This window comes from Arthrobacter sp. U41 (assembly GCF_007679325.1).
GTDB lineage: Bacteria > Actinomycetota > Actinomycetes > Actinomycetales > Micrococcaceae > Arthrobacter.
Genome location: NZ_VEGI01000003.1, coordinates 124662 through 136144 on the forward strand (window position 1 = coordinate 124662; position 11483 = coordinate 136144).

Sequence of the window (11483 nt, forward strand, 5' to 3'; positions counted from 1 at the left end):
GCGCAGTACCCAGCTCCTCACAGCACCAACAAAAGCAACGGCCGGCGGTGGAAACCGCCGGCCGTTGCCGTTTAACTCTGCTGCCGTCCTAGACCGCGCCGGTGGAACCTGCCACCCCGCCCAGCAACGGCGCCATGGTGCGCCAGCGGGCGATCTCGCAACCGTCGGTGCGGCTGAACTGGCTGTTGACTTCCCGGCCCTGGAACCAGCCGGTCACCACGGCCTCCTGCGGACCTCCATACTGTTGGGTGCACAGCTTCGGTGGTCCGGGCTTGGGGAAAAAGATGTCCTCCCCGTGCCGGCTGACCGCCTCGAGGGCGGCCGGCGGATCCGGCAGCGTGCACCCTTCTGCGAGGGCGCCGCCGCTGGCCGTCAGCCGGAAGATATATTCCGGAGCGCCGGGGGCCTCCGTCAGGCGGATGGTGAGATCAATTTCGTCGGGGCCGTAGCTGTCTGTCATTGCGGTCCTTCCATGCTGTCGGGAGCAGCGGCCGGGCCGGACGCCGCCGCCTGGAGCCAGGGTGTGAGTTCCTGCAGCAGCCGCTGCCGCAGTTCCTGTGATTCGGCGGAAAAAGCCCGCTGGTACTCGACGTACTCGGCTTTGCCTTCGGGCGTCTCGATCAGGATGGCGGGATAGCCCCACTCATTCAAGTCATAGGGGGACGCCTGCATATCCATGGCCCGGATGCGCCAGGAGAGCTCAAAGCAGTCCATCACCAGCTCGCTGGGGAGCAGCGGCGCGAGCTTATAGGCCCACTTGTACAGGTCCATGTTCGCGTGCAGGCACCCCGGCTGTTCCATGGTCCGCTGGGTTTCCCGGCTAGGCTCCAGGCTGTTCAGCGGTACGGCGTCCGGCGTGTAGAACCGGAAGGCATCGAAATGCGAGCAGCGGATCCGGTTCTCCTCGACCACCTGGTCGGTCCGTTCGGCGCCGAGCCGCAGCTGGAGGTACTCGTGCCGGAGCTCGAACTTGTCCTGCCGGTAGACCATGGCCCATTCGTGCAGCCCGAAGCAGCCGAACTGGGCGGGCCGTGCCGCCGTCCCGGCGAGGATGATCCCGGCGAACTGTAGGGCCTCCCGGCGGTCGCGCACGAACGTTTCGACGTCGACCGTGACGGCCGTGGCGCCGGGCGGCAACCCGACGGCGGCGAGTTCGCCGTTGTCGGGCATGCGGTAATGCTTCCAGCCGGCGCGCTCCGCAGCGGCGGCACCGGAGAGCACGACGCCGGCACCGGGGTGCCAGCGCATCAGCTGGCCCGGTTTCTGGGTGTAGTACGTGAAGAGGAAGTCCTCGACCGGGTGCTTCTTGCCCGCCGACCGGCGCGCGAGGTAAGGGTCCGCGTAGCGCCGGACACGCGCTTGATGGTCGGCCTGGCGCGGCAGCCAGTCTTCCTGCGGGAGATGTTGCAGCTTAGACAGCTCCGCCGCTGGAGCCGAGGACCGTCTTGGCCGCATTCCACTCGGCGATCTCGCAGCCGTCGGTCAGGCTGAAGGTCGATTCGACCGGGTTGCCGTCCACGACGCCGGTTACCGTCGCCTGCTGCGGGCCGCCGTACTGCTGGGTGCAGGGCTGGTCCGTCGGCCGGGGGCCGGGACTGACGAGCGCCGTATTGCCCTTCAGCGCGAGGCAGGCTGCGGCGGCATCGGGGTGCTGGCTTTCGGCTGCCGGGACGCCGTCCTGGCAGACGAGCGTGAAGTTGGTGGGTTTGCCGGTCTCGGATGGTTTGACCATGATGGCGAGTTCGGCGTTGCCCTCTCCGGGCCCCGAGGGCACGGCCGAAGCGGAAGGCGGGGGCGCCGGGGTCTTCGTTTCGGTGTCCGGTGAGGGGGTGCCCGTCCCGTCCGTCTGGCCGGGCGCAGGGGCCGATGGCGAGGGGGCTCCGCCGCCGCCCGGGGTGCAGGCGGCCAGTGTGGCTACCGCGATCAGAACGAGCGCCGCGTGGCTCAGTTGCTTGCGCATCAGCAGTCCTCCTGTTTTGTGCCCAGTCTACCGCCGGGGCGGCCCGTCGGCGTCGGTCTTCGTGGCTGCAATCAAGTCCATCATGGAAGCATGCAGTTGTTGGACTTGTTCACGGGTCAGGCCCAGCCGGTCCATCATGGTGCCAGGCACGGCGGTGGCCTGCTTCCGCAGCGCAGCGCCTTGCGGGGTCAGTCCGACGGCGAGGGTCCGTTCGTCGCCGGGCACCCGCTGGCGGGTGATGAACCCGCCCGCTTCCAGGCGGCGCAGCAGGGGAGAAATCGTTGCCGGCTCCTGGGCGAGGGCGTCGCTGATGTCGCGGACGGACCGGGGGCTGGATTCCCAGAGCGACAGCATCACGAGGTACTGGGGGTGGGTCAGCCCGAGTTTGTCCAGCACCGGTTTGTACGCGCCGACGACACTGCGGGAGGCCACCGTCAGCGCGAAGCACAGCTGGTGTTCCAGTAGGAGATCGTCCTGGGTTACGTCGGTCACATCCGTCAAGAGGGGTCCTCCGTCGATAGTTAGTGCACTAATCATTAGCGTACACTGATAGGAACGTCTCGTTCTCAGGAGTGGATAGTGATGGCCAAGGAAAACACCGAAAACGCCTCGCAGAGGTTCATGCATGCAATGGGCAAGCTCCGGATGATTTTCGGCCCGGCCAACCGCAGCGCCCTCGGGCACGAGATGACCGAGCAGAACCGGCAGCTGCTGGCCCAGCGCGAAGCCGAAACCCAGCAGTGGGAGACACTCCACCGCCCCGACGGCAGTACCTATGTTGTGCCGCGCAACCCCGAGGACAAGTCGCTGCGCTGAGCGGAGTCCGGCCGCGATTCCGGCCGGTAGGGCCCATGCCTTTTCCCGGCCCCGGGCGTAAAATGAGGGCACTGGCACCGGTGCCAGCACGTGGCTGTAGCCGTTCCGTGTGACCTAGGGCTGGAGAGGGGGTGGGAATTATGGCACGTGCACTGAAGAAAGTTGCACTAAGGCAGCACCTGCACCCGTCCTCCTGGGCGCGCTTCCTTTTCGGACCTGCCTCGCGGGGAGATTACGCCGCGCCGGTTGTGCACAAACATGACGACTTCGAGTATGCGTCAGAGACGGACCTCGCCGACTTTGAAGTGGAGACCGACTCGCAGGGACATCACTACGCGGTCCGAAAAGAAGACCTCCCGAAAGAGCAAGTCTGAACAACGGCCCGCGAGGGCATAAAAAAGGGAGCGGCCGTTGCCGCTCCCTTTTCCCGTCTTTCCCGTCAGCTCCCGGTGCTCACGGGGTGGCTCAGCGGCCGGTGCCGCCGTAGACGGTGGCCTCGTCCTCGCTGTCCAGGTCGAAGGCCTTGTGGATGGCGCGCACGGCGTCGTCGAGCAGGTCCGCATGTGTCACGACGGAAATCCGGATCTCGGAGGTGGAGATCATGTTGATGTTGATGCCCGCCTCCGAGAGCGCGGCGAAGAACCGCGCAGAGACGCCCGGGTGGGAGCGCATGCCGGCGCCGATCAGCGACAGCTTGCCGATCTGTTCGTTGTATTCGATGCTCTCGAAGCCGATCCGGTCCTGAGCGGTGTGCAGGGCGGCGAGGGCGTCCGCGCCTTCGACAATCGGCAGGGTGAAGGAAATGTCGGTCCGGCCGGTGCCGTGGGTGGAGACGTTCTGGACGATCATGTCGATGTTCGAGTGCGCATCAGCGATGACCTGGAAGATCGCAGCAGCCTTGCCGGGGATATCGGGAACCCCGACCACCGTGACTTTGGCCTCGGAGCGGTCGTGTGCGACGCCGGAGATGATTGGCTGCTCCAAGGCAACTCCCTCTTGGGTTGTGATCTTGTCGTCGGCGCCGGGCAGGACCCAGGTGCCTTCGTTCTGGCTGAATGAGGAACGGACGTGCAGCGGCACGCCGAAACGGCGCGCGTACTCCACGCAGCGCAGGTGCAGGATTTTGGCGCCGGATGCGGCCAGTTCGAGCATTTCCTCGCTGGAGATCCGGTCGATCTTGCGGGCGGACGGAACAACGCGGGGATCGGCGGTGTAGATTCCGTCGACGTCGGTGAAGATCTCACACACATCGGCGTCGAGGGCTGCGGCCAGGGCCACCGCCGTCGTATCCGAGCCGCCGCGGCCCAGCGTGGTGACTTCGTTGGTGGTGCGGCTCATGCCCTGGAAGCCCGCGACGATGGCCACATGACCCTTATCCAGGGCGGTGCGGATGCGGTGAGGATCGACGTCGATGATCCGGGCCTTGCCGTGGATGCCGTCGGTGATCATGCCGGCCTGGGACCCGGTGAAGGACTGGGCCGAGGAACCAAACTTGTTGATGGCCATGGCGAGCAGGGCCATCGAAATGCGTTCGCCGGCGGAAAGGAGCATGTCCATTTCCCGGGCGGGGGCGGAGTCGGTGACCTGAGCGGCGAGGTCCAGGAGCTCATCGGTGGTATCGCCCATGGCGGACACCACCACAACCACTTCGTCGCCGGCGTTCTGGGCATCAACGATCCGCCGGGCCACGCGCTTGATGCCCTCGGCGTCCGCCACCGAGGAGCCGCCGAACTTCTTCACCACCAGGTGCTTCGTGGGGGCGTCGGAAACGGGCAGCCCCTGGGGCTGCGGTCCGGGGTGGACTTCTGTAGTGGGCAAACTCATGCGCGCACCCTCACTGGATCATCGGGGTTATGGGCCAAGCAACCAAACGGCGCGACGGCGTAACTTCTCAGCCCAGTTTATCGCCGCGACCCTGCGGTTGCTGAATTGTGACCAAATGCCAGACAGTGCTCCTCCCGATTTCCTGGACATGCCCCGCGCTGGGGACGAGGTCAGGACGAGGAGCGGGCATGTCCCCTGCCCGCCGGGGGACATGCGCCCCGGTGGAGACGAAGGATGGACATAGGGGCAGTATGTCCATCGAACGGCGTGCAGGCTGGGCATGTCCAGGCCGGAGTCGAAGCACGACGGCGGCGAGCCGGGTTTGGTGGCGCTCCGGCGCGTCGCCTCAGCTCAGCGCGTTGCGGCGGCCCTCGAAGGCGCGGCCCAGGGTGACCTCGTCGGCGTACTCGAGGTCGCCTCCCACCGGCAGGCCCGAGGCCAGGCGGGTGACGGCGATGCCAATCGATTTGAGCATCCGCGCCAGGTAGGTCGCCGTGGCCTCGCCCTCAAGGTTGGGGTCCGTGGCGATAATGATTTCCTGGATGGCGCCGTCGTTGAGCCGGGTGAGGAGTTCGCGGATCCGGAGCTGCTCCGGGCCGATGCCGGCGATGGGATTAATTGCCCCGCCCAGCACGTGATACCGGCCGCGGAACGAACGAGTGCGTTCGACGGCGAGGACGTCCTTGGATTCTTCGACGACGCAGATGATCGAGGGGTCCCGGCGCGGGTCGCGGCAGATGTTGCACAGCTCCTGCTCCGTCACGTTGCCGCATACCGTGCAGAATTTGACGCGCTCCTTGACGGTGGTGATCGCCTCCACGAGCCGTTTCATATCCTGCTGGTCCGCCTCAAGGATGTGGAAGGCCAGCCGTTGCGCGGACTTCGGCCCGACTCCGGGAAGGCGTCCGAGCTCGTCAATCAGCTCTTGAACTGCACCTTCGTACACAATGTCCTCGTTCGTTTGGGGTGATGACGGGCGGCGGGCCCGGCGGGGAGGTTAGAAGCGCGGCGGCAGCGGACTTCCGTCCAGCGACCGCTCTTCAACCAGTTTTCCGCCCAGGATACGTTCGACGGCGGCCCGTCCGAACACGCCCGATTCCTCGATCGTTTCGTCGTCCGCGCTCGGGATGTCCTGGACGTAGGTGGTGGCCGCGGCCCGGGCCGGCGCCTTGGCCCGTCCGGCTTCGGCTTCCGGGCTGTTGGACAGCCGCTGGTAGAGGCTTTGCCGCGCCGTCGTGTTTGACGCGGCCGGAGCCTCGGGGGCCGTAACCGGTGAAGCAGCGGGCGCGGAGATGGACGTTGCACTTGCCGTGACTGAAGCGGCGGGCATGGCGGGCGCGGCGATGGGCACGGCGCTTGCCGAGCCTGAAGCGGCTGCAGCGCCGGCCGGCACCAACTCCGCGGAGTCGCCCCAGCCGTTCGACGCGGACGCCACGGGCTCATAGGCGTCGGACGACGATACTGCTGCGGCGTAGTGCGGGACCTGGGCCGCCGCGGGTTCGTAATGCGGCGGTTCCGGCTCCGGCGTCGGCTCGGGTGACACCGGCTCTTCCGGCGGGTAGCTCCCGACATTGGAATCGGTGCCGACCGCCCAGATTCCGGGAGCCGACTCCACTGCACGGGCCCACGGGTCGTTAGCGGTGTCCTGCGGCTGGGGGGCCGGGACTGTGGCCGGGGACGCCGTGTTTGCGCGCGTTGCCGACGCCGTCCTTTGGCGGGAGGGTGCGGGCTCGGCGGCCGGCCGGGCTGAACGGGGCGCGGCCGGGGCGGACGGGTCCCAGTCCATGGGCGGTTCCTCGTCGAGCGGCGGAGCGTCCTCGTCGCGCGGAGGTCCCCAGTCGTCGTCGGGGTAGGCGTAGGATCCTGCGGTCTCCGGCGACCCGGCCGGCTGCTCGCCGGCCGCTGCGACGGCCTGCGCCGAGGCGGTTGGCTGCTCGGCAGCGGACGCTGCCGGGGAGTCGGCTGCCCGGACAGGAGCTGTCTGCGGCGCGGGAGCCGGAGGGACCGGATGCGCGGGTGACGGTGCAACCGGAATGGCGGGAGCGGCTGCCGGGGCGGGCGCTGGCTGCAGCGACCCGGTGTGAGCCGGGGCGGCGGCTGGGGGCAGCCCCCAGTCAGCGTCCGTGGACGTGGCCGGGACGTCCCGGCTAACGGGTACTTTTGGGTTTGGCTCAGAGCTCGCTGCGCTGTTGCTTCCACTGGCCACGGCATTGATCTGGCATTCGATGCCGATGGTCTTGTGAATCGCCTGCCGCAGGTTCTCGGAGTGGTCCGCTCGGCCGAACGCGCCGGCCAGCCCGGAGGTGGTGAACGCCAGCGTCAGGACATGGTCCTCGAAGTGGCCCACCTGGGCATTCGGTTCGACGAGGGCCCACGTGCTCCGCTTGATCTTGGTCAGCGTCTGCAGGATCTCCGGCCAGGCACGGCGGAGGACCTCGACGTCGGGCCCGGAACCGGAGCCGGCGACCGGTGCCGTGGCAGGCGCCGGTGCGGGGGGCTGCTGCGTGCGGACCGGTGCGGAGGGGGCGGACGCGCTTTGGCCGGATTGAACCGGGACGGGTGGTGCCGTGGGCGCTGGCTGCGTCGGCGCGGGTGCCTGGGCGGCCGGAGCCTTCCCGGAGGGTGCCCGGTCCGCCCCGGCTGGCTCGTCGACGGGCCAGTCGCTGGTGCTGACGCGCGGCGGCGTGAGGGTTCCTCTAGCCGGTTCCGTCTCGCGCTCCGGTGCCGCGGCAGGGACAGGGGCAGTGACAGGGGTCGCATCCGCGGCACCCGGGACCGTGGCAGGGGCTGGAGTTGCCTGCGCCGGGGCTGCGGGACCGGGCACGGCCGCGGCAGGCACCGCGGGTGCCGTGGACGGCGCAGGAGCGGACGACGCAGGAGCGGACGACGCAGGAGCGGGTGCCGAAGCGGACGGCGCGGCAACCGACGCAGCAGCGGGTGCCGAAGCGGGAGGCGCCGGAGCGGGGGAGCCGACGTCGTTCCCGGCGTAATTCAGACGGCGTTCCACCCGGTCGATGCGGGCGGCAATTCCCCGCTCGGTCTGCTCGGAGGACGGCAGCAGGATTCGGGCGCACAGCAGTTCGAGGTGCAGCCGCGGCGAGGTGGCGCCGGTCATCTCGGTCAGGGCGGTGTTGGTGACGTCCGCCGCCCGGGACAACTCGGCCGCGCCCAGGTTGTGCGCCTGGTTCTGCATGCGTGCGATCTGGTCAGCGGGCATGCCACGAAGGATTGACTGGGCGCTTTCCGGCATCGCCTGGACGATGATGAGGTCCCGGAAGCGTTCGAGGAGGTCCTCGACAAACCGGCGGGGGTCATGCCCGGTCTGGATGACGCGGTCCACCGCGCGGAAGACGGTGGCGGCGTCGGACGCGGCCACGGCCTCCACGACGTCGTCCAGCAGGGAGGCGTGGGTGTAGCCCAGCAGCGCGACAGCGAGTTCGTAGTCCAGGCCGGTGGGGCCGGCGCCCGCCATCAGCTGGTCCAGGACGGACAGCGAGTCGCGCACGGAGCCGCCGCCGGCCCGGATGACGAGCGAGAGCACACCCGGCGCCACGGGGACGTTTTCCTGCGTGCAGAGCAGTTCAAGATAGGCCATGAGCGGTTCCGGCGGCACCAGGCGGAACGGGTAATGGTGCGTGCGGGAGCGGATGGTGCCAATGACCTTGTCCGGCTCCGTGGTGGCGAAGATGAACTTGATGTGTTCCGGCGGCTCTTCGACGATCTTGAGCAGCGCGTTGAAGCCGGCGGAAGTGACCATGTGGGCTTCGTCGATGATGAAGATCTTGTACCGGTCGCGGACGGGGGCGTAGGTGGCCCGTTCGCGCAGGTCGCGGGCGTCGTCCACGCCGCCGTGGCTGGCGGCGTCGATTTCGATGACGTCGAGGGAGCCGGAGCCGCCGCGGGCGAGTTCGACGCAGCTGGGGCACTTCCCGCAGGGGGTGTCCGTGGGGCCCTCGGCGCAGTTCAGGCAACGGGCCAGGATGCGGGCGGAGGTGGTCTTTCCGCAGCCGCGGGGGCCCGAGAAGAGGTAGGCGTGGTTCACGCGGTTCTTGCGCAGGGCCGTCATGAGCGGCTCGGTGACGTGTTCCTGCCCGATAACGTCCGCGAACGAATCAGGGCGGTATCGACGGTAAAGAGCGGTAGTAACAGTCACAGCTAAACCCTACCAATCGGCACAGACATAAAAGACCCCTCATGCACCCGCCAGAGCCCATTTACCCTTGCTACCTTCCGGTCCTGGGGGAGTTCAACAGGATGACGCCACATGAGGGGCCGTCAGCAAGTTTACCCGACATTTGAGCGTGCCCCGAATCGCACGCTGTGGCCCCGGTAGATCCCGCGGGACATGCCCATTTTTCGGGGCCGGGAGTGCGCATAACGGGGGTATGTCCGGTGGCCGCGGCGGAGGTGGGGCATGTCCCGCGCGGCAGGGCCGGAGGGGCCAATTGGGCGATGCCGGGAAGTTCAGGTATTCTAGTATCTGCTTTTGATTCAGAAGCTACTGGAGAATTCGCCTAGCGGCCTATGGCGCACGCCTGGAACGCGTGTTGGGTTAACGCCCTCGGGGGTTCAAATCCCCCATTCTCCGCGGTTGGCCCCGGTCCTTTGGACCGGGGCCTTTTTGCGTCCCGGGATAGCCTAGCCTGCGGAGCCGGGCCCGGGCAGCCTGCTCGCTGGGCCCCATCCGGCCCAGGGCAAGATGGACGACGCCGAGGGTCACCCTGGTGGCCAGCCGCACGGGCAGAGGGAACGGGCCGAGCCGGGCTGTTCGCAGGCCCAGCAGGTCGCGGTATTTGGGTTCGAGGCTGGTCACGGCGGCCGCAAACAACACCCGGTAGCCCGGTCTGAGCACGGGATGGAGCGGCGGATTGCGGATGAACGCGACCGTCTCGGCGACCTTTTCGTCGGAACGGAGCTCCCCGGCGTCGTACCAGTGGTCCAGCTGCCGGCGCATTTCCTCCTCGCTGAGCGGCGGGGAGACCACCCCCATCAACTCGCCGGCCTGCGCCCACTCGCGCACGTAGGCGTCGGGACCGCCCGGGATTGGCCTGCCCCAGATTTTGTGCGCGGAGAGAAACGCGTCCGTGAAGGCGATGTGCACCCAGCGGAGCAGCTCCGGGTCATTCGCCGCATAGGTCCGGGGAATACCGTGCCCATCCACATAGTCCCCCCGCACCGATTCGTGCAGCCGCAGCACCCAGTTGGAGGCTGCGCGGGCCGCGGCGGTTGAACCGTAAGAAACCGTGAAAATCCAACGGATGGTTCCTGCCAGCCGGCCCAGGGGATCCTCGCGGAACCGTGAGTGGTCGTGGACCCCGGCCAGCGCTCCGGGATGAAGCGCCTGCATCAGCAGGGCCCGAATTCCCGCGACGATTGTCGGCATGTCGCCATGAACGGCCCAGACCGCGGAGCCGGGCAGGTGGTAGCCGGGATCGTCGCCTTCCGCCAGCCGCGGCACCCATTCCGGCACGGCGTCCCGGGTCCCGGTAAACGTCTGCTTGAGTTCGGCCTGCCATTCCCTGAGGAGGTTGCGCATAGTCCATTCTCGCTCATCGCTGTAGTCACAGTACTTGCCCCGCGTCCCATTACTACTGGGCTTTCACTTGAGTTCGAAAGGGGTAGTTTTTACGGTTCCCAGTGCCACCCGATTGTGGTCCCATAAGAACGTTGAGTCCGTGAAATCGGGGACTGGCGGACAGGATGCAGGAGTCACATCGTGGGAAAACACTGGGGAAACTCATCGAGTGAGCGGGCAGTCAGGGCACGGATCACTGCCGTGCGCTGTATATCCGGCGGCTTCTGCCTGTCCCTGGCGGTCCTGACCTTCGGGGTTCAGGGGCTGTCAGGCACAGGCTCAGCCGTTACGCCATCGTCGTCGCTGGCCTCCGGCGTGGTGGGACCCGATGTTCTGGACCCGGGGACCGCCGCCGCTGCCGCCGGCAAGGGCAGTGGGGTCCCGGCGTCGTCAGCTGTCGCCGCGGACGCCCTGGCACTGGTAGCTTTCACCCGGTCGCCGGTCGAGACCGCGTCCAAGGCCGGAGTCCCGGGCGAGCTCAACGTGGCGTCCGCCGGACTGAAGCGGCCGGCCGAGGGCTTTCTTATGGCGCCGCTCGAATCGCTCCAGGAGTCATCTTCCTTCGGGCTGCGGACCAGCCCCATCACGGGGTCGGCGGGTGAATTCCACTGGGGACAGGATTACGCCGCGCCCTGCGGCACCCGTGTGTACTCGGCGGATGCCGGAGTGGTGCGGGCTGTCGGCTGGCACCCCTGGGGTGGCGGGAACCGCGTTGAAATAGATCACGGCAACGGTCTCATCACCACTTACAACCATCTTGAGGCGATCGCCGTCAAGAAGGGCGACTCGGTGCGGGTCGGTGAGGTCATTGCCCGGGTGGGAACCACCGGATCCTCCACCGGATGCCACTTACATTTCGAGACCATCCTCAACGGCTCCCACCATAATCCCGACGACTGGACGCTTCTGCCGATCAAGCAGGCGGACCGCCTGGGCACCATCACCATGACCAGCTATGCGCCCGACGCCGACAAGCCCTCCAACGCGGCGCTTGGCTGGGCCGTCCCGGTGTCCGACGACAGGACGCATACAGTCACTGGCGGCGTCCAGGAACTGCCCGTATCCGCGTTGCCGAAACCTCCGTCCTCCACGGCCACCCCCACTCCGGACGCGCTGTCGCCGACGAAGCCGCGGCCGGGCACGTCGACGCCGGGCGGTTCCCAGCCGCCCACCGGCACGCCGGCTCCCTCTGAGCCGGGTACAGCAACGCCGACGCCGACCCCGACGCCTTCTGAGCCGGGTACAGCAACGCCGACGCCGACCCCGACGCCTTCTGAGCCGGGTACAGCAACGCCGACGCCGACCCCC

General features: G+C 67.8%; 11 protein-coding genes, 1 tRNA gene and 1 other RNA gene. 4 read left to right on the top strand and 9 right to left on the bottom strand.

From position 1 onward, the window contains the following. Positions 1-88: 88 nt before the first annotated feature. The 4 genes from FS787_RS11920 to FS787_RS11935 are packed head-to-tail and all read right to left on the bottom strand — an operon-like array spanning position 89 to position 2461. Positions 89-460, bottom strand: a complete 372-nt coding sequence (locus FS787_RS11920) for a serine protease inhibitor (RefSeq protein ID WP_144672637.1) — start codon at positions 458-460, stop codon at positions 89-91. After that, positions 457-1455 carry a 3-methyladenine DNA glycosylase gene (locus FS787_RS11925; RefSeq protein WP_144672638.1) on the bottom strand — a complete coding sequence of 333 codons (999 nt, stop codon included), beginning with the start codon at positions 1453-1455 and terminating at the stop codon, positions 457-459. Before FS787_RS11925 ends, FS787_RS11920 begins: the two co-directional genes overlap by 4 nt. After that, entirely contained in the window at positions 1412-1960 is a 549-nt protein-coding gene (locus FS787_RS11930; RefSeq protein ID WP_144672639.1) for an SSI family serine proteinase inhibitor, read from the bottom strand. The genes FS787_RS11925 and FS787_RS11930 overlap by 44 nt, the downstream gene beginning before the upstream one ends. A 27-nt stretch (positions 1961-1987) precedes the next feature. Beyond that, the gene (locus FS787_RS11935; protein ID WP_260982524.1) at positions 1988-2461 is read right to left on the bottom strand and encodes a MarR family winged helix-turn-helix transcriptional regulator; all 474 of its coding nucleotides are present in this window, start codon (positions 2459-2461) and stop codon (positions 1988-1990) included. Between the two features lie 81 nt (positions 2462-2542). On the opposite strand from FS787_RS11935, the gene FS787_RS11940 reads away from it, so the two are divergent. Beyond that, positions 2543-2776 (top strand): hypothetical protein, encoded by a 234-nt coding sequence (locus tag FS787_RS11940; RefSeq protein WP_144672641.1) that lies wholly within the window; start codon positions 2543-2545, stop codon positions 2774-2776. A 179-nt stretch (positions 2777-2955) separates the two neighbouring features. Next, entirely contained in the window at positions 2956-3150 is a 195-nt protein-coding gene (locus FS787_RS18155) for a hypothetical protein (protein WP_395940345.1), read from the top strand. A 91-nt stretch (positions 3151-3241) separates the two neighbouring features. Here the strand turns inward: FS787_RS18155 and FS787_RS11950 are convergent, their stop codons facing one another. From FS787_RS11950 to ffs, 4 genes are all read right to left on the bottom strand, one after another. After that, a complete protein-coding gene (locus FS787_RS11950) occupies positions 3242-4600 on the bottom strand; it encodes an aspartate kinase (protein ID WP_144672643.1) in 1359 nt (452 codons plus the stop codon). Positions 4601-4946: 346 nt separating this feature from the next. Then, on the bottom strand, positions 4947-5546 hold the full coding sequence (recR, locus tag FS787_RS11955) for a recombination mediator RecR (RefSeq protein WP_144672644.1): 600 nt from the start codon (positions 5544-5546) through the stop codon (positions 4947-4949). Positions 5547-5597: 51 nt separating this feature from the next. Next, positions 5598-8753, bottom strand: coding sequence for a DNA polymerase III subunit gamma and tau (locus FS787_RS11960; protein WP_144672645.1), 3156 nt, complete (start codon positions 8751-8753; stop codon positions 5598-5600). A gap of 27 nt (positions 8754-8780) precedes the next feature. After that, positions 8781-8877, bottom strand: an RNA gene (gene ffs / locus FS787_RS11965) — signal recognition particle sRNA small type. Positions 8878-9103: 226 nt separating this feature from the next. Here ffs and FS787_RS11970 point away from each other — a divergent pair. Continuing rightward, positions 9104-9188, top strand: a tRNA-Ser gene (locus tag FS787_RS11970). Here FS787_RS11970 and FS787_RS11975 read toward each other — a convergent pair. Continuing rightward, positions 9153-10136, bottom strand: coding sequence for an oxygenase MpaB family protein (locus FS787_RS11975; RefSeq protein WP_144672646.1), 984 nt, complete (start codon positions 10134-10136; stop codon positions 9153-9155). The genes FS787_RS11970 and FS787_RS11975 overlap by 36 nt on opposite strands. Before the next feature lie 240 nt (positions 10137-10376). On the opposite strand from FS787_RS11975, the gene FS787_RS11980 reads away from it, so the two are divergent. Then, positions 10377-11483, top strand: a 1107-nt coding sequence (locus FS787_RS11980; RefSeq protein WP_260982525.1) for a M23 family metallopeptidase, incomplete at its 3' end; no start/stop codon positions are given.

Coding starts and splice junctions, on each gene's coding strand:
- FS787_RS11950 (WP_144672643.1), bottom strand. CDS start 4,600: ATGAGTTTGCCCACTACAGAAGTCCACCCCGGACCGCAGCCCCAGGGG.
- FS787_RS11975 (WP_144672646.1), bottom strand. CDS start 10,136: ATGCGCAACCTCCTCAGGGAATGGCAGGCCGAACTCAAGCAGACGTTT.
- FS787_RS11920 (WP_144672637.1), bottom strand. CDS start 460: ATGACAGACAGCTACGGCCCCGACGAAATTGATCTCACCATCCGCCTG.
- FS787_RS11930 (WP_144672639.1), bottom strand. CDS start 1,960: ATGCGCAAGCAACTGAGCCACGCGGCGCTCGTTCTGATCGCGGTAGCC.
- FS787_RS11925 (WP_144672638.1), bottom strand. CDS start 1,455: ATGCGGCCAAGACGGTCCTCGGCTCCAGCGGCGGAGCTGTCTAAGCTG.
- FS787_RS11940 (WP_144672641.1), top strand. CDS start 2,543: ATGGCCAAGGAAAACACCGAAAACGCCTCGCAGAGGTTCATGCATGCA.